Here is a 17,545-nt window from a genome sequence, read left to right as displayed (position 1 = left end):
ACATGGCGATCTACCTCACCAAGGAGAGCAAGGTCCTCGTCCAGGGCATGACCGGCGGCGAGGGCATGAAGCACACCCGCCGCATGCTCGCGGCCGGCACGAACGTCGTCGGCGGCGTCAACCCGCGCAAGGCCGGCCGGACCGTCGACTTCGACGATCGTGCCGTACCTGTTTTCGGGTCGGTTGCCGACGGTATACAGTCGACCGGAGCCGATGTCACCGTCGTTTTCGTACCGCCCGTCTTCGCCAAGGCGGCCGTCATCGAAGCAGCCGACGCCGGCATCGGGCTCGCCGTCGTCATCACCGAGGGCATCCCCGTCCACGACTCCGTCGCCTTCACCGCGTACGCGAAGGAGAAGGGCACCCGGATCATCGGCCCCAACTGCCCGGGCCTGATCACCCCCGGACAGTCCAACGCGGGCATCATCCCGGCCGACATCGCCAAACCCGGGCGCATCGGCCTGGTCTCCAAGTCGGGCACGCTCACCTACCAACTCATGTACGAGCTGCGCGACATCGGCTTCACGACCTGTGTCGGCATCGGCGGCGACCCCGTCGTCGGCACCACCCACATCGACTGCCTGGCCGCGTTCCAGGACGACCCCGACACCGAACTCGTCGTGCTCATCGGGGAGATCGGCGGCGACGCCGAGGAACGCGCGGCCGCGTACATCGAGCAGCACGTCGGCAAACCCGTCGTCGGCTACATCGCCGGATTCACCGCGCCCGAGGGAAAGACCATGGGACACGCGGGCGCCATCGTGTCCGGTTCCTCGGGCACGGCGCAGGCCAAGAAGGAAGCGCTGGAAGCGGTCGGTGTCAAGGTCGGCGACACCCCGACCGAGACGGCCCGCCTCGTGCTCGACCTGCTGGCGGCCGACCGCGACGCGACCCGCAGGGTTTGATCGCGCGGCGCCACCGAGTTCCTCCCTGTACACGCGACCACTCGTCGCATGGACCTGCCCTCCGCGGTTCCGCAGCACCTTCCGTGGATGCCAGGCACCCCCGCCCCCGACTGTGCACCGAGAGCGGAGACACCGAATGACAACCACCCTCAACTCCACCCCCCTCGTGGTGAAGTCCGGTACCACCTGGGACGACGCCTGGCGGCGCTGTCTCGCGGCCGCCCCCGAGGCGTTCCGTGACGACCGGGCCCTCAACCTCTGGAACGCCGCCTGGCGGGCCGACGGCCGGGCCCTGCCCGCCACCAGCCCCGTCGACGGCAGCCCGATCGCCGGCCCGCCGCGGCTGGACCGTGAAGCCGCCCACCAGGCCGTCCGCGCCTCCCTCGACCAGCACCGCGCCTGGCGGCACATCCCGCTCCAAGAGCGCCGAGCCCGTGTCGCGGCCACCCTCGACGCCCTCACCCAGCACCGCGAACTCCTCGCCCTGCTGCTCGTCTGGGAGATCGGCAAACCGTGGCGGCTCGCCCAGGCGGACGTCGACCGGGCCATCGACGGGGTGCGCTGGTACGTCGACGGCATCGAGCCGATGGTCGCCGGGCGGGCTCCGCTGGACGGCCCGGTCTCCAACATCGCCAGCTGGAACTATCCGATGAGCGTGCTCGTCCACGCCATGCTGGTGCAGGCCCTGGCGGGCAACGCGGTCATCGCCAAGACCCCGACCGACGGCGGTGTCGCCTGTCTGACCCTGGCCTGCGCGCTCGCCGCCCGCGAGGGGATCCCCGTCACCCTGGTCAGCGGCAGCGGGAGCGAGCTGTCCGAGGCGCTGGTGCGGGCGCCCGAGATCGGCTGCGTCTCCTTCGTCGGCGGCCGCGACACCGGCGCCGCCGTGGCCACCGCCGTCGCCGACCTCGGCAAGCGTCATGTCCTCGAACAGGAGGGGCTCAACACCTGGGGCATCTGGAACCACTCGGACTGGGACGCCCTCACCGCCGTCATCCCCAAGCTCTTCGACTACGGCAAGCAGCGCTGCACGGCGTACCCGCGTTTCGTCGTCCAGCGGGAGCTGTTCGACGACTTCCTGGCCGCCTACCTCCCCGCGGTGCGCACCCTCAAGGTCGGCCACCCGCTCGCCGTCGCCCGGGCCGACGACCCCTACCCGGCACTGGACTTCGGCCCGGTGATCAACGCGGCCAAGGCGAAGGATCTGCACGACCAGGTCGCCGAGGCCATCGCCCGCGGCGCCGTCCCCCTGCACCGGGCCAGTGAGAGCGACGCCCGCTTCCTGCCAGGCCAGGACACCTCGGCGTACGTCCAGCCCGTCACGCTCCTCAACCCGCCGCCGTCCTCACCGCTGCACCACGCGGAACCGTTCGGTCCGGTCGACACCATCGTCCTGGTCGACACCGAGGCGGAGCTGCTGGCCGCGATGAACGCCTCCAACGGCGCACTGGTGGCGACGCTGTCCACGGACGACCGGTCCACCTTCGACCGGCTCGCCCCGCAGATCCGGGCGTTCAAGGTCGGCCACGGCACGCCGCGCTCGCGGGGCGACCGCGATGAACTGTTCGGCGGGTTCGGCGCGTCCTGGCGCGGCGCGTTCGTCGGCGGCGAGCTGCTGGTGCGCGCCGTGACCCAGGGCCCGGCGGGGGAGCGGCTGCCCGGGAACTTCCCCGAGTACCAGCTCATGCCGTGACCGGCGGCCGAGGGCGGCGCCCGTGCGAGGGCGCCGTCCTCGGGACAGCGTGTGCAGACGTCGACGTACGAATGAGGTGGCGATCATGACGAGGGCTCTTGAGGGTGTGCGGGTGCTGGATATGACGCATGTGCAGTCGGGTCCGTCGGCGACGCAGTTGCTGGCGTGGCTGGGTGCGGACGTGGTGAAGGTGGAGGCGCCGGGCGGGGACATCACCCGGCGGCAGTTGCGGGATGTGCCGGGTGTGGACTCGCTGTATTTCACGATGCTCAACTGCAACAAGCGCAGTGTCACGCTGAACACCAAGTCCGAGCGGGGCAGGGAACTGCTGACCGAGCTGATCCGGCGTTCGGATGTGATGGTGGAGAACTTCGGGCCCGGTGCGGTGGAGCGGATGGGGTTCACCTGGGAACGGATCAGGGAGATCAACCCGCGGATCGTGTACGCCTCCATCAAGGGCTTCGGCGAAGGCCCCTACACCGGCTTCAAAGCCTACGAGGTGGTGGCCCAGGCGATGGGCGGGTCGATGGCCACCACCGGGTTCGCGGACGGGCCGCCGATGGCCACCGGCGCGCAGATCGGCGATTCGGGCACCGGCATCCACGCGGTGGCCGCCATCCTGGCGGCCCTGTTCCAGCGCGAGCACACCGGACGCGGACAACGGGTGAATGTGGCCATGCAGCACGCCGTGCTGAACCTGTGCCGGGTCAAACTCCGCGACCAGCAACGCCTCACCCACGGCCCGCTCCCCGAATACCCCGGCGACGACTTCTCCGACGAGGTCCCGCGCTCCGGCAACGCCTCGGGGGGCGGGCAGCCCGGCTGGGCCGTCAGATGCGCGCCCGGCGGCCCCAACGACTACGTCTACGTCATCGTCCAGCCCGTCGGCTGGCCACCCCTGGCCCACCTGATCGGCCGCCCCGAACTGGCCACCGACCCGGAATGGGCCACCCCCGAGGCCCGGCTGCCCAAACTCGCCAAAATGTTCCAGCTGATCGAGGAATGGACCACCACCCTGCCCAAATGGCAGGTCCTGCACCAGCTGAACGCACACAACATCCCCTGCGGACCGATCCTGTCCACCAAAGAAATCATCGAGGACCCCTCCCTGGCCGCCAACGAGATCGTCGTCCAGGTCGACCACCCCGAACGCGGCACCTTCACCACCGTCGGCAACCCCCTCAAACTCTCCGACTCCCCCACCCACATCACCCCCTCCCCCCTCCTGGGCCAGCACACCGAAGAAATCCTCATCGGCGAACTCGGCATCGAAGAAGCGGAGTTGCCGCTCCTCAAGGCACAGGGCGTGATCTGACCGACGGCGGTCCACGCCGCTTCCACTCCGTCCCGGGCGAGCCGCGACCGCTCCCCGGGACGGTTTCCGTGAGTACCCGAACCGGAGTGAGGTAGCCCAGCATGTCGACCCACGCATCCCGTATCGCCCCGCCCGTCGGCGACTCCGTCATCGACCGGCTCGTGGAGTCCAACCGCGCCTACGCCGCAGGGTTCGTGGACCCGGGCATGGGTGCCCGTCCGGTCCTGCGCGTGGCCGTCGTGGCCTGCATGGACGCCCGTATCGATCTGCACGCCGCGCTCGGCCTGCAACTCGGCGACTGCCACACCGTCCGCAACGCCGGCGGTGTGGTCACCGACGACACCATCCGCTCTCTGACGATCAGTCAGCGGGCCCTGGGAACCCGCAGTGTCGTCCTCATCCACCACACCGGCTGCGGTCTGCAGACGCTGACCGAGGAGTTCCGGCACGAGCTGGAGATGGAGGTGGGGCAGCGGCCGGCGTGGGCGGTGGAGGCCTTCCGGGACGTCGACCAGGACGTACGGCAGTCCATACGGCGGGTGCGCACCTCCCCGTTCCTGCCGCACACCGATGATGTGCGCGGTTTCGTCTTCGACGTGACGTCGGGACTGCTGCGGGAGATAGACGCGGGCGCCTGAACCGGTCCAGGGGCTGTGGGAGTATCCCGGCATGCGCCTGACAGCTGACGGGGCCACGCCGATCCCGCGGTCGGTGTGGGTGGAGGTTCTCGAGACCGACGACGGCTACGCCTTCGAACTGGTGCGCCCGCTCTTCGTGACCGCCGGTGATCGCATCGGGTTCGAGGGCGGTGCCCTCGTCGTCGCACGGCCCTGCGGAGCGCGGCTGACGGCGGAAGGCAGCTGGTCCACTCGGTGCGGACCGGGAGCCGGAAGCCGTCGGTAGGCGCTCGGCGGGAGTGCCGTGCTGGTCCGCCCACCCGGCCCTCCCGGCTCGCCCCTGTCTTCGAAGCCGGGCCGGCCTTGACCCTCGCCCCGTCGTCACGCGCCCCGGCCGGCCACCGCGGCGATCTGCTCACAGTAGAAGTCGGTGGTGTTCGCGGTGTGCCGGCGCATGAGCTCCTCGGCGCCGTCGGGGTCGCCGTCGGCGATGGCCTCGATGATCAGGGCGTGCTCGCTCCAGGCGTCCGTGCCGCGGGGCTTGGCGATGGGCATGTAGTACCAGCGCACACGCCGGTCCACCTGGGGGATGAGCTCGGCGAGGACCGCGTTGCGCGAGAGGTGGGTGATGTGGGCGTGGAGGGCGGCGTTCGCCTCCACGATGGCCCGGGCGTCACCGGCCGCGAGCGCGGTGAGGCCGGTCCGCTGCAGTTCCCGCAGCCGGGCGACGTCGGCGGGCGTGGCGTGCTGGGCGGCCCCGCGCGCGGAGTGGGTCTCCAGGACGGCCCGGACGCTGAGGAGTTGGGCGCACTCCTCGGCGGTGGGGCAGTGGACGAAGGCGCCCTGCGAGGGGCGCAGGTCGACCCAGCCGGCGGTGTGGAGCCGTTGGAGAGCTTCACGGATGGGCTGACGGCTGACGCCGAGGTGCTCGGCGAGGTCGGCCTCGACGAGGTGCTGGCCGGGCTTGAGCGAGCCGTTGATGATCAGCTCGGTCAGGGCGTCGTAGACCGCCTGGCGCAGCGGGGCGGGCCGGGCGATCGGGCCGCGGGCTGCCACGGTGGGTGTGTCGGGCATGGACCCTCTCCCTCGTTCGACGGCGGTCGGCAAGCATCGACTACGGGATACTGAGTTTAGTATGCAATAGCCATTCCCGTGTGGCCTGCGTCGCGGGCTCCCGGAAATTGCCTCGGCGCACCTCTGGTGTCGACCGGGCGAAGGATGCAAAATACTGTATGCAATCTTCGTCGCCGCCTGACAGCGGACCGGACACCGCTCCCGAGGGGGTCACTCCGTGTCGTACCGCACCACGCTCGCTGAAGTCCTCACCCGTGCCGTCGCGCCCTGCGCCGAACTGACCGGTGCGGAAGGCAGGTTCCCCCGTGGCGCCGTGACGGCCTTCGGGGCCACCGGGCTGCTGGGACTCACCGTCGCCACCGAGTTCGGCGGTGCCGGCCTCGGGCTGCCGGAAGCCGCCGAGGTGGTGGCGCGGACCGCGTGCGTCTGCCCCGCCACGGCGACCGTGCTCCAGGCCCACTACACGGCGGTCGCCGTCATCGAGTCGTACGGCAGTGCCTGGGTGCGCGGAGAAATCGCCGCCGGACGCCACCTCAGCAGCCTCGCCCTCGCCGAGGACGGCACGGGCGGGTACGGGGAGGAGGCCCAACTCCTCACGTCACGCTGCACCGCGGTCCGTTCCGGTGGCGTGGTCGCGCTGCGTGCGCGCAAACGCCAGGTGGTCGCGGCGGGGGAGGCCGACAGTTACCTCTGGTCCTCCCGCCCGCTCGGTGCGCGGGACGGCCTGAGTCTCTGGGGGGTTCCGGCGCACGCCCCGGACCTGTTCGTCCCGGCCCGGCCGGACGCCGTGGGGCGCTCCGGCAGCGCGACCTCCACCGTGCTCGCCGATCCGGTGCTGGTGCCCGCCGACGCGATGCTCGGCGAGGACGGCGGCGGGCTCGACATCGTGCTGCGCACGGTCCTGCCCTGGCTGCTGGAGCTGCGGGCCGCCGCCGGCGCGGAGGGGCCGCGTCTCGTGGCCGCCGACGTGGTGCGCCGGCCCGTCGAATCCCTCGCCCCGTCCTGAACTCCCGCCCGGGGAAAGCCCGTTCAGCGGCGGCCCGTGCGGTCAGGCCTGGTTCGAGCCGGACGCGATCTGCTTGCGGTAGAAGTCGCTCGTGCGCTCGGTGTGCTTGCGCATCACCTCGCCCGCGCGGTCCGCGTCGCCCTTGGCGATGGCCTTGATGAGCTGGGTGTGCTCGTTCCAGGCCTCCTTGCCGCGGGGCTTGGCGATGGGGGTGTAGTACCAGCGCACCTTCTGGCCCACCTGCGCGAGCAGTTCGGCCAGGACGTCGTTGGCGGCCATGGAGGTGACGAAGGCGTGCAGGGCGGTGTTGGCCGCGACGAGGCGGTCGACGTCACCCTCGGCGAGCGCGTCGACGCCTTCCTGCTGGAGCTCACCGAGACGTTCGATGTCCTCGGGCCGGGCGTTCTGTGCGGCGAGCTGGGCCGAGTAGGTCTCCAGTACCGAGCGGACGCCGAGGAGTTGGGCGGCCTCCTCCTCGGTGGGGGAGTGCACGAAAGCGCCCTGGGCGGGGCGCAGGTCGACCCAGCCGGCCGTCTGCAGTCGCTGCAGGGCCTCGCGGACCGGCTGGCGGCTGACGCCGAGGTGTTCGGCGAGCTCGGCCTCGACCAGGTGCTGGCCGGGCTTGAGGGAGCCGTTGATGATCAGCTCGGTCAGGGCGTCGTACACGGCCTGGCGCAGTGGTGCCGGGCGGGTGACGCGCCGGGACGCTGCGGCCGTGAGTGCCTCGCGCATGGTTGTCCCGTTCTGCCGCCGGGCCGACGGCTTTGCCAAGTGGTGGCCGCCGAGTGGGTTGCCGACGGCGGCTTCAGCATACAGGTTTTGGTATGCAACATGGTGTCTGCTGTTGACTGTCAGGCCGGGCTCGACTGAGGCTCCGGGCCTCGTGGGCCTCGTGGGCCTCTTGGGCCTCGCGGACGGGATTCGGTGCTGGGCATCTTTACGACTGTCGTCTGTATACAGAAGCCTGTATGGGGTATTGTCTCAGTCTCCTGCAACCCTCGCCGGGGACCCGTGTGATGGAAGGCGAAGCGATCATGACGACCAGCGGGAGCGATGTGACGGTCGAGAGCGTGGTCCGGAGGGTGGTGGCCGATCACCGGGGTCAGCGCGGCGCGCTGCTGCCCGTACTGCACGCCGTACAGGCAGAGTTGGGCCATGTGCCGCAGGAAGCGGTTCCGGTGCTCGCAGACGAGCTCAACCTCTCCAGGGCGGACGTCCACGGAGTGGTGACCTTCTACCACGACTTCCGCCGTGAGCCCGCGGGCCGCACCACGGTCCGCATCTGCCGCGCCGAAGCCTGCCAGGCGCTGGGCGCCGACCGCCTGGTGAGCTACACACGCGAGGCCGGACTCACCCTGGGCGAGACGACGCCCGACGGCTCCGTGACCGTCGAGCAGGTCTTCTGCCTGGGCAACTGCGCGCTGGGGCCGTCGGTGGAGGCGAACGGACGGCTGTACGGACGAGTGGGCCCGGCCCGGCTGGGCTCGATCCTCAACGGGACGGTCTGATCATGAACAACTCCTCCCCGGCCGCCGCCTCGGTCGGCGTTCCGGCCGGCAGCCCGGCGGACATCCCGGCCGGCGCCCCCTCGCACTGCGCGACGACGGTCTACGTCCCCCGCGACTCGGCGGCCAGGTCCGTCGGCGCCGACGAGGTCGCCGCCGCCCTCCAACGTGCTGCCACGCGCGGGGACTTCGCCATCGACGTCGTACGCAATGGGTCGCGTGGCATGCTCTGGCTGGAGCCGATGGTCGAGGTCGTGACGCCACGGGGCCGCGTCGGCTACGGCCCGGTGACCCCCGAGGACGTCGACGGACTCCTGGCCGCCGGCCTGCTCGACGGTGCGGACCACCCGCTGCGGCTCGGCCTCGTCGACGAACTGCCCTGGCTGGCCCGCCAGAACCGGGTCACCTTCGCCAGAGTCGGCGTCATCGACCCCCTCTCGCCCCAGGACTACGTCGAGCACGGCGGCCTCGCCGGACTGCGCGCCGCCCTCGCACTCGCCCCTGCGGACGTGGTCGCCGAGGTCACCGAGTCCGGACTGCGCGGGCGCGGCGGCGCCGGATTCCCGGCCGGTATCAAGTGGAAGACGGTGCTGGACTGCGCCGACGAGCTGAAGTTCGTCTGCTGCAACGCCGACGAGGGCGACAGCGGGACCTTCGCCGACCGCATGGTCATGGAGGGCGACCCGTTCCTGCTCATCGAGGGCATGACCATCGCCGCGCACGCGGTCGGCGCGAGCGAGGGGTACCTCTACATCCGCTCCGAGTATCCGGACGCGATCGCCACGATGCGCGAGGCGATCGAACTCGCCCGTGGCCAAGGCTGGTTGGGCAAGGGCGTCCTCGGCTCCGCGCTCGACTTCGACCTGCACGTACGCGTCGGGGCGGGCGCGTACATCTGCGGCGAGGAGACCTCCATGCTGGAGAGCCTGGAGGGCAAGCGCGGCATGGTCCGCGCGAAGCCGCCGATCCCGGCGATCGAGGGCCTGTTCGGCAAGCCGACCGTGGTGAACAACGTGCTGACCCTCACCACCGTCCCCACGGTCCTCGCAAACGGAGCCAAGGCGTACCAGGACCTCGGAGTCGGCCGCTCCCGCGGCACCCAGGTCTTCCAGCTCGGCGGCAACATCGCCCGCGGCGGCATCGTGGAGACGGCCTTCGGTATCACTCTGCGCGAGCTCATCGAGGAGTACGGAGGCGGCACCCACACGGGCCGCCCGGTCCGTACCGTGCAGGTCGGCGGGCCGCTCGGGGCGTATCTGCCCGATTCGCTGTTCGATCTGCCGATGGACTACGAGGCGTTCGCCGAGGCCGGTGCGATGCTCGGGCACGGCGGGATCGTGGTCTTCGACGACACCGTCGACATGGCCGCCCAGGCCCGCTTCGCCATGGAGTTCTGCGCCGAGGAGTCCTGCGGCAAGTGCACTCCGTGCAGGGTCGGTTCGGTCCGCGGTGTCGAGGTGATCGACAAGATCGTCGCCGGCACGCACCGGGACGAGAACCTGGCCCTGCTGGAAGACCTCTGCGACCTGATGACCGACGGCTCGCTGTGTGCGATGGGCGGACTGACCCCGATGCCCGTGCGCAGCGCCCTCACCCACTTCCCCGACGACTTCCACGGCGGCCGCCGGCTCCTGGAGATCCAACCCGTGAACGCCACTGGCGTGAGGACGGAGGGCACTGCATGAGCCTTCTCAAGGAACCCGACTACGGAACCCCGGAACAGCCCGGCCCGGCAACGGTGTCGGTGGAGATCGACGGCCTGGCGGTGAACGTCCCCGAGGGCACCTCGGTGATGCGCGCCGCGGCGCAGGCCGGTGTCGAGATACCCAAGTTGTGTGCCACGGACAGTCTGGAGGCGTTCGGCTCCTGCCGCCTGTGCGTGGTGGAGATCGACGGGCGGCGCGGCACTCCGGCGTCCTGCACCACCCCGTGCTCCGACGGGATGAAGGTGACCACCCAGACGCCGAAGGTGGAGAAGCTCCGCCAGGGCGTCATGGAGCTCTACATCTCCGACCACCCCCTGGACTGCCTCACCTGCCCCGCCAACGGCGACTGCGAACTCCAGGACATGGCAGGCGTGGTGGGCCTGCGGCAGGTCCGCTACGGCTACGAGGGCGAGAACCATCTCGACGCCGAGAAGGACACCTCCAACCCCTACTTCGACTTCGACCCCGCCAAGTGCATCGCCTGCTCCCGCTGCGTCCGCGCCTGCGGCGAGGTCCAGGGCACCTTCGCCCTCACCATCGAGGGCCGCGGCTTCGACTCCAAGGTCTCGGCGGGCGCCGGTGAGTCCTTCATGGACTCCGAGTGCGTCTCCTGCGGCGCCTGTGTCCAGGCATGCCCGACGTCCACGCTCCAGGAGCGCTCGGTCGTCGAACTCGGCATGCCGACACGGTCGGTTGTGACCACGTGCGCGTACTGCGGTGTCGGCTGCTCCTTCAAGGCCGAGCTGCGCGGCGACGAACTCGTGCGCATGGTGCCGTACAAGGACGGCGGTGCGAACGAGGGCCACTCCTGTGTGAAGGGCCGCTTCGCCTTCGGCTACGCCACCCACCCCGACCGTCAACTCAAGCCCATGGTCCGCGAAAGGATCACCGACCCCTGGCGCGAGGTCGAGTGGGACGAGGCGATCGGCACCGTCGCCCGGCGGATGCGCGAGCTCCAGGACCGGTACGGCACGAGCTCCGTCGGCGCCATCACCTCCTCGCGCTGCACCAACGAAGAGGTCTACGTCGTCCAGAAGATGGTCCGCGCGGCCTTCGGCAACAACAACGTCGACACCTGCGCCCGCGTCTGCCACTCCCCGACGGGGTACGGCCTCAAGCAGACCTTCGGCGAGTCGGCGGGCACCCAGGACTTCCGTTCGGTCGCCGAGGCCGATGTCATCATGGTGATCGGCGCCAATCCCACGGACGGGCACCCGGTGTTCGCCTCCCGGATGAAGCGCCGGCTGCGCGAGGGCGCCAAGCTGATCGTCGTCGACCCGCGCCGCATCGACCTCGTGCGCTCGCCGCACGTCGAGGCCCGGCACCACCTTCAGCTCAGGCCCAGCACCAACGTGGCCGTGGTCAACGCGATGGCCCACGTCGTCGTCACCGAAGGCCTGGTCGACCGTTCCTTCGTGGACGCCAGGTGCGAAGGCTTCGACGACTGGGCGGAGTTCATCGCCCGGCCGGAGAACAGCCCGGAAGCGGTGGAACCCGTCACCGGCGTCCCGGCCGCCGAACTCCGCGCCGCCGCAAGGCTGTACGCCGAGGCCCCCAACGGCGCCATCTACTACGGTCTCGGCGTCACCGAGCACAGCCAGGGCTCCACCATGGTCATGGGAATGGCGAACCTGGCGATGGCGTGCGGCAACATCGGCCGCGACGGCGTCGGCGTGAACCCGCTGCGAGGACAGAACAACGTCCAAGGATCCTGCGACATGGGCTCGTTCCCGCACGAGCTGCCCGGCTACCGGCATGTCTCCGACGACGCGGTACGCACCGTCTTCGAGAACCTCTGGGGCGGAACCCTCCTCGCGGAACCGGGACTTCGCATCCCCAACATGTTCGACGCTGCCATCGACGGAACCTTCCGCGGACTCTTCGTCCACGGCGAGGACATCGCCCAGTCCGACCCCAACCTCCAGCACGTCACGTCCGCGCTGAAGGCCATGGAACTCGTCGTCGTACAGGACCTGTTCCTCAACGAGACGGCCAAGTTCGCCCATGTCTTCCTGCCCGGGGCCTCGTTCCTGGAGAAGGACGGCACCTTCACCAACGCCGAACGCCGTATCAACCGCGTCCGTGCGGTCATGAAACCCAAGACCGGCAAGCACGAGTGGCAGATCGTCAGCGAGATCGCCACCGCCATGGGGTATCCCATGGCCTACGACCATCCGAGCCGGATCATGGACGAGATCGCCTCGGTCACCCCGACGTTCACCGGCGTCTCCTTCGACCTCCTCGACAAGCTCGGCAGCGTCCAGTGGCCGTGCAACGAGGAGGCTCCGGAGGGGACGCCGATCATGCACGTGGACGAATTCGTGCGCGGCAAGGGCAAGTTCGTGGTCACCTCCTATGTGCCCACCAACGAGCGCAGCACCCGGCGTTTCCCGCTGGTCCTCACCACCGGACGGATCCTCAGCCAGTACAACGTCGGCGCGCAGACCCGGCGTACCGGCAACGTCGCCTGGCACCCCGAGGACATCCTGGAACTGCACCCCCACGACGCCGAGGACCGCGGGATCAAGGACGGTGACATGGTCACCCTGGCCAGCCGCGTCGGGCAGACGACCCTGCGCGCGGAGATCTCCGACCGGATGCCGACCGGCGTCGTCTACACCACCTTCCACCACCCGGTGACCGGGGCCAACGTGGTGACCACGGAGAACTCTGACTGGGCCACCAACTGCCCCGAGTACAAGGTGACCGCCGTCCAGGTGGGGCTCGCCCGCCCGGACCGGGCCGGCAAGGGTGAAGTCGCCGAGAACGACCTCGTGACGGTGGTGGACTGAGATGACAGCGACCGTGCCGTCCGAGCTCCGGATGGCGAACGACATCGCCCGCAACCTCGGCCATCTGCCGGGGGAGCGGGCTGCCGAGGAGATCGCGGGGCACATCGGCAGGTTCTGGGACCCGCGCATGCGCACCAGACTGTACGAGTTCGTGGACGCCGGCGCGGAGGGCCTCGACCCCCTGGTGGTGGCCGCGGTGAAGCTCCTGCGCTGAAGGACCGCGCCTGCGCCCGCTGCGGGGACGTGCGGCGGGCGCAGGCGCTCTCATGCCGGTCGGCATACAGTTCGTGCACCGGGCCCGACTTTCTCCCCTGTACATATCCCAAATACTGCATACAGTATGGAGCTAGGTGGGGCGGCCTCGGGCAGAGAGGAGTCGTTCATGCTGTTCCGGCAGCTCGAGTACTTCGTGGCGGTGGCGCGGGAACGCCACTTCGCCCGGGCGGCGGAAGCCTGTTACGTCTCCCAGCCCGCGCTGTCGGCGGCGATAGCCAAGCTGGAGCGGGAGCTGAACGTCACGCTCATCAACCGCGGGCACAACTACCAGGGCCTCACTCCCGAAGGCGAGCGGCTCGTCGTATGGGCCAAACGGATTCTCGCCGAACAGGACGCGTTCAAGGCGGAGGTGGCCGCCGTGCAGTCCGGCATCACGGGCACGCTGCGGCTCGGCACGGACCCCACGGCGTCCACGACCCTGGCGCTCCCCGTGGCCGCGTTCTGCGCCGCCCACCCCCTCGCCAAGGTGCAGGTGCGCTCCCGGCTGTCGACGAAGGAGCTCCACCGTCAGCTGCGCGACTACGAACTCGACGTGGCGATCGCCCACTTCGACCCCGACGACCAGGAGGGCCTCCAGGTCGTACCCCTCTACCAGGAGCGCTACATGCTGCTGGTGTCCGACGACCATCTGGCGGCGCAGTCCTCGACCGTGACATGGGCGGACGCGGCCCAGTTGCCGCTCGCGCTGCTGACGCCCGACATGCGGATCCGGCAGATCGTGGACACCGTGTTCGCCGAGAAGGGGCTCGTGGTCACCCCACAGGTCGAGACGGACTCCATCGCCTCCCTCTACGCGCACGTCGGCGGCGGCGAGTGGGCCAGCATCGTGCCGCACACCTGGCTGCGGGCGATGCCCGTCATCGGCCGGACCAGAGCGCTGCCCCTGGTCGACCCGGAGGCCGGCGCGCAGGTGTCCGTGGCGATCCACGCCGCGACCCCCGGCTCGGTCGCCGCCCGCGCCTTCGTCAACGCGGCGACCGGCCTGTCCCTGGACGACTTCTTCGCCCGCCCGCTGCCCAGCGAGCACCGCGTGCGCTGAGCCCGCCGTCCGAAGCCGGTGTCAGGGTGCGAAACGCGCCTGCACCGCCTTTCGGTCCAGCCCGCCCTTCGCGGTGTACGGCAGCGCGGTGACCAGCTCGAGCCGGTCCGGCACCTCGAACGCGGCCAGCCGGTCACGGCAGTACCGCAGGATCTCCCCGGGCCCCACGCCCTCGCTCTCCCGCACCACCACGGCGGCGCCCACCCGCTGCCCGTACACCGTGTCGGGCACGGCGAACACGGCCGCGTCGGCGACCCCCGGGCACCCGGTGAGGATGTCCTCGACATGTTCGGGCGAGATTTTCTCGCCGCCGCGGTTGATGAGGTTCTTGATACGACCGGTCAGGGACAGGTACCCGTCCGCGTCCAGAATGCCCAGGTCGCCGGTGCGCAACCAGCCGTCGACGAAGGTGTACGCCGTCTCCTCCCGGTCGCCGAGATAGCCGCGCGCGACGGTGGGGCCGTGCACCCACAACTCGCCCTCGACACCCACCGGGCAGGCCCGCCCACCGCGGTCGAGCACGCGGATCTCCACACCGGTCGGCCGCCCGACCGAACCGTGCTTCAGCACACCCCGCCCCGGCAGCGGCTCGCTGGCCGCCTGGTGCGAGGACTCCGTCATCCCGTACGCGGACAGCAATGGCGCCCCGAACGTACGCTCCAGCGCCCGCTGGGTCGCCGGGTTGAGAGGAGCACTGCCACTGCGTACGAACTTCAGGGCCTGCGCCTGCGGGCCCGGGTACTCCCGCTCCGACCGGTCCAGCAGGATCTCGTGGATGGCCGGGGCCGCGGTGAACCAGGTGGCGCCCACGGCGCGCATGTCGTTCCAGAACGTGCCTGCCGTGAACCGGCCCCGCTCGGGCAGCAGCACACAGCCTCCGCTGGCCAGGGAGGCCAGCAGTGCCGCGAACAGCCCGTGACCGTGGAAGAACGGCATCACCGCGACCGTGGCGTCGCCAGGCCCCAACTCGTAGGTGAGGCACAGGCGGTGGACGGACGCGGCCACGTTGGCATGGGTGAGCGGAACCATCTTCGCCCGCTCGGTGGTACCGGCGGTGAAGAGAACGAGCGCGTCCTGGGAGGACAACTCACCTGCCGCCCCACTGCCTTGGGGCGCCGCGCACGTGCCGGGCTCGAACGCGACGGCCGCCGTCCCCGCGCGGGAGACGTCCACGCGCAGCGGCCAGGCCGGAACCGGCAGCGGGGCGGCGTTCGTCGCGGCCGGTCCCAGCAGGGCCGCCCGCGCCCCCAACGCATGTACACGCGCCGCGAGTTGGGGCGCGGGCAATGCCGGGTCCAAGGGGGCCGCCACCAGACCGGCCCGCGCCGCTCCCAGGAGCGCGACGACGAACTCCGCGGTGTTGGCGCAGATCAGGCCGACCGCGTCACCGCGGCGCAACCCCGTACCGCCGAGCCGCGCCGCCACGCCGTCCGCCAGGGCCGCGAGACCCCGGTAGGACAGGTGCACTCGCTCCCCGGTGACCACCAGGGCCCGGGCGTACGGGCGTTCACGCACCTGCGCGTCGAGGAGATCGACGAGGCCCGTGACCGCCGGAGGCCGGTATCGGTTCGCGTCGCGCACGGATGCCGCGGCCGGAACGGCCATGACCCCACCCCCTCGCGCCCAGGTCCGATGCTTCGGTCCTCTGCGAGCCTGCGGTGACCTGCGACGCACGTCCAATACCCACTGGCGAACGGCCGATAGCAGGCGTCTATCAAGGCAGTTGCGAGGGCCCTGGGCGGCCGTCGATAGAAGTTGGTTATCGGCTGGTCGCCGATGGGTCTTGGACGCCGGCGGACGCGCTGCGGATGGTGAGAGCAGTAGCCGCTCCGGCAGGATCTGCCCAAGGAGGACCTCGGACCATGACCGCCCCCTCGCCACTGGAGACCGCGGCAGCAGCCGACGTTCCGACCGAGCTCACCGACGGGTACCACCTGGTCGTCGACGCGCTCAAGATGAACGACGTCGACACCATCTACGGCGTGGTCGGCATCCCGATCACCGACCTGGCCCGCCTCGCCCAGGCCCAGGGCATCCGCTACATCGGGTTCCGTCACGAGAGCAACGCCGGACACGCGGCGGCCATCGCCGGCTACCTCAACAAGAAGCCCGGCGTCGCCCTGACGGTGTCGGCCCCCGGCTTCCTCAACGGCCTGGTCGCGCTGGCGAACGCGACCACCAACTGCTTCCCCATGGTCCAGATCTCCGGCTCCAGCGAGCGCCACCTCGTCGACCTCAAGCAGGGCGACTACGAGGAGATGGACCAACTCGCCGCCGCCCAGCCCTTCGTGAAGGCCGCCTACCGGGTCAGCCGCGTGGAGGACATCGGCCGCGGCATCGCCCGCGCCCTGCGCACCGCGATCTCCGGACGCCCCGGCGGTGTCTACCTCGACATCCCCGCCGCGGTACTCGGCGCCATCATGCCCAAGGCCGAGGGCGACCGCACGCTGAGCCGTCTCGTCGACCCCGCGCCGCGCCAACTGCCCGCGCCGGAGGCCGTGGACCGCGCGATCGAGCTGCTGGCCTCCGCCGAACGCCCGCTGGTGGTGCTCGGCAAGGGCGCGGCGTACGCCCAGGCGGACGCCAAGGTACGGGAGTTCATCGAGTCGACCGGCATCCCCTACGTACCGATGTCGATGGCGAAGGGCCTGCTGCCCGACGACCACCCGCAGTCGGCCGCCACCGCCCGTTCCCTGGCGCTGAAGAAGGCCGACGTCGTGATGCTCGTCGGCGCCCGCCTCAACTGGCTCCTCGGCCACGGGCAGACGGGGTGGAACCCCGACGCCAAGTTCATCCAGATCGACATCGACCCCAAGGAGATGGACAGCAACCAGCCCATCTCCGCCCCCCTCGTCGGGGACATCGAGTCGGTGCTCGACGTGCTCGCCGAACGCACCAAGCCCGGCCAGATCCAGGCCCCTTCGGCCTGGCGCGACGAACTGGGGGAGCGCTCGGCGCAGAACGTCGCCAAGATGGCCAAGCGCCTGGAGGCCGACCCGCAACCCATGCAGTTCATGGGCGCCCTCAAGGCCGTACGCGACGTCGTGCGCCGGCACCCGGAGACGTACATCGTCAACGAGGGTGCCAACGCCCTGGACATCGCGCGCAACGTCATCGACATGCATGTGCCGCGCCACCGTCTGGACAGCGGCACCTGGGGTGTCATGGGCATCGGGATGGGGTACGCCATCGCCGCCGCCGTCGAGAGCGGCGCACCGGTCGTCGCCATCGAGGGCGACAGCGCCTTCGGGTTCAGCGGCATCGAGATCGAGACGATCTGCCGCTACCGGCTGCCCGTCGTCACCGTGATCATGAACAACGGCGGTGTCTACCGCGGCGACGACGTCAACCCGTACGACGACGCGCCCTCTCCCACCACCCTGATGTCGGCGGCCCGCCACGACCTGCTCATCGAGTCGTTCGGCGGCAAGGGCTACCGCGCCACCACCCCCGCCGAGGTCACCGCCGCCCTGACCGAGGCCCTCGCCTCCGGCGGTCCGGCGCTCATCGACTGCGTGATCGACCCGTCGGCCGGCACCGAGAGCGGCCACATCTCCCACCTCAACCCCAAGGGCATCACCGTCGGCAACATCACGCCGGCCAAGAAGTGACCACGC

General features: G+C 70.5%; 15 protein-coding genes. 12 read left to right on the top strand and 3 right to left on the bottom strand.

Annotated features, from left to right (window positions below):
* Positions 1 to 2 precede the first annotated feature (2 nt).
* The 5 genes from sucD to QF037_RS10170 all read left to right on the top strand — a co-directional run bounded on the left by sucD (position 3) and on the right by QF037_RS10170 (position 4,816).
* The gene (gene sucD / locus QF037_RS10190) at positions 3 to 905 is read left to right on the top strand and encodes a succinate--CoA ligase subunit alpha (RefSeq protein WP_307023808.1); all 903 of its coding nucleotides are present in this window, start codon (positions 3 to 5) and stop codon (positions 903 to 905) included.
* Positions 906 to 1,041: 136 nt separating this feature from the next.
* A complete protein-coding gene (locus tag QF037_RS10185) occupies positions 1,042 to 2,598 on the top strand; it encodes an aldehyde dehydrogenase family protein (protein ID WP_307023806.1) in 1,557 nt (518 codons plus the stop codon).
* Between the two features lie 82 nt (positions 2,599 to 2,680).
* The gene (frc, locus tag QF037_RS10180; RefSeq protein WP_307037088.1) at positions 2,681 to 3,913 is read left to right on the top strand and encodes a formyl-CoA transferase; all 1,233 of its coding nucleotides are present in this window, start codon (positions 2,681 to 2,683) and stop codon (positions 3,911 to 3,913) included.
* A 101-nt stretch (positions 3,914 to 4,014) separates the two neighbouring features.
* Positions 4,015 to 4,551, top strand: coding sequence for a beta-class carbonic anhydrase (locus QF037_RS10175; RefSeq protein WP_307023804.1), 537 nt, complete (start codon positions 4,015 to 4,017; stop codon positions 4,549 to 4,551).
* Between the two features lie 31 nt (positions 4,552 to 4,582).
* Positions 4,583 to 4,816, top strand: coding sequence for a hypothetical protein (locus QF037_RS10170; protein WP_307023802.1), 234 nt, complete (start codon positions 4,583 to 4,585; stop codon positions 4,814 to 4,816).
* 95 nt (positions 4,817 to 4,911) lie between these two features.
* Here the strand turns inward: QF037_RS10170 and QF037_RS10165 are convergent, their stop codons facing one another.
* A complete protein-coding gene (locus QF037_RS10165; protein WP_307023799.1) occupies positions 4,912 to 5,604 on the bottom strand; it encodes a GntR family transcriptional regulator in 693 nt (230 codons plus the stop codon).
* 217 nt (positions 5,605 to 5,821) lie between these two features.
* Between QF037_RS10165 and QF037_RS10160 the strand changes: the two genes are divergently transcribed.
* Positions 5,822 to 6,610 (top strand): acyl-CoA dehydrogenase family protein, encoded by a 789-nt coding sequence (locus tag QF037_RS10160; protein ID WP_307023797.1) that lies wholly within the window; start codon positions 5,822 to 5,824, stop codon positions 6,608 to 6,610.
* Between the two features lie 42 nt (positions 6,611 to 6,652).
* Here QF037_RS10160 and QF037_RS10155 read toward each other — a convergent pair whose 3' ends face one another.
* Positions 6,653 to 7,342 carry a GntR family transcriptional regulator gene (locus tag QF037_RS10155; RefSeq protein WP_307023795.1) on the bottom strand — a complete coding sequence of 230 codons (690 nt, stop codon included), beginning with the start codon at positions 7,340 to 7,342 and terminating at the stop codon, positions 6,653 to 6,655.
* Between the two features lie 302 nt (positions 7,343 to 7,644).
* Between QF037_RS10155 and QF037_RS10150 the strand changes: the two genes are divergently transcribed.
* From QF037_RS10150 to QF037_RS10130, 5 genes are all read left to right on the top strand, one after another.
* On the top strand, positions 7,645 to 8,118 hold the full coding sequence (locus QF037_RS10150; RefSeq protein WP_266820658.1) for an NAD(P)H-dependent oxidoreductase subunit E: 474 nt from the start codon (positions 7,645 to 7,647) through the stop codon (positions 8,116 to 8,118).
* A gap of 2 nt (positions 8,119 to 8,120) precedes the next feature.
* Entirely contained in the window at positions 8,121 to 9,800 is a 1,680-nt protein-coding gene (locus QF037_RS10145; protein WP_307023793.1) for a formate dehydrogenase beta subunit, read from the top strand.
* Positions 9,797 to 12,613, top strand: coding sequence for a formate dehydrogenase subunit alpha (gene fdhF / locus QF037_RS10140; RefSeq protein ID WP_307023792.1), 2,817 nt, complete (start codon positions 9,797 to 9,799; stop codon positions 12,611 to 12,613). The genes QF037_RS10145 and fdhF overlap by 4 nt, the downstream gene beginning before the upstream one ends.
* A gap of 1 nt (position 12,614) precedes the next feature.
* Positions 12,615 to 12,827 (top strand): formate dehydrogenase subunit delta, encoded by a 213-nt coding sequence (locus tag QF037_RS10135; protein WP_307023790.1) that lies wholly within the window; start codon positions 12,615 to 12,617, stop codon positions 12,825 to 12,827.
* Between the two features lie 168 nt (positions 12,828 to 12,995).
* Positions 12,996 to 13,928 carry a LysR family transcriptional regulator gene (locus QF037_RS10130; RefSeq protein WP_307023789.1) on the top strand — a complete coding sequence of 311 codons (933 nt, stop codon included), beginning with the start codon at positions 12,996 to 12,998 and terminating at the stop codon, positions 13,926 to 13,928.
* A 21-nt stretch (positions 13,929 to 13,949) separates the two neighbouring features.
* Here QF037_RS10130 and QF037_RS10125 read toward each other — a convergent pair whose 3' ends face one another.
* Positions 13,950 to 15,533 (bottom strand): FadD7 family fatty acid--CoA ligase, encoded by a 1,584-nt coding sequence (locus QF037_RS10125; protein WP_307023787.1) that lies wholly within the window; start codon positions 15,531 to 15,533, stop codon positions 13,950 to 13,952.
* A gap of 257 nt (positions 15,534 to 15,790) precedes the next feature.
* Here QF037_RS10125 and oxc point away from each other — a divergent pair, with 257 nt between their 5' ends.
* Positions 15,791 to 17,539: an oxalyl-CoA decarboxylase gene (oxc, locus tag QF037_RS10120; protein WP_307023785.1), complete on the top strand. Its 1,749-nt coding sequence runs from the start codon at positions 15,791 to 15,793 to the stop codon at positions 17,537 to 17,539.
* Positions 17,540 to 17,545 lie beyond the last annotated feature (6 nt).

The organism is Streptomyces canus (genome assembly GCF_030815415.1).
Lineage (GTDB): Bacteria > Actinomycetota > Actinomycetes > Streptomycetales > Streptomycetaceae > Streptomyces > Streptomyces canus_F.
This window is presented reverse-complemented; position numbering and strand designations above follow the sequence as displayed.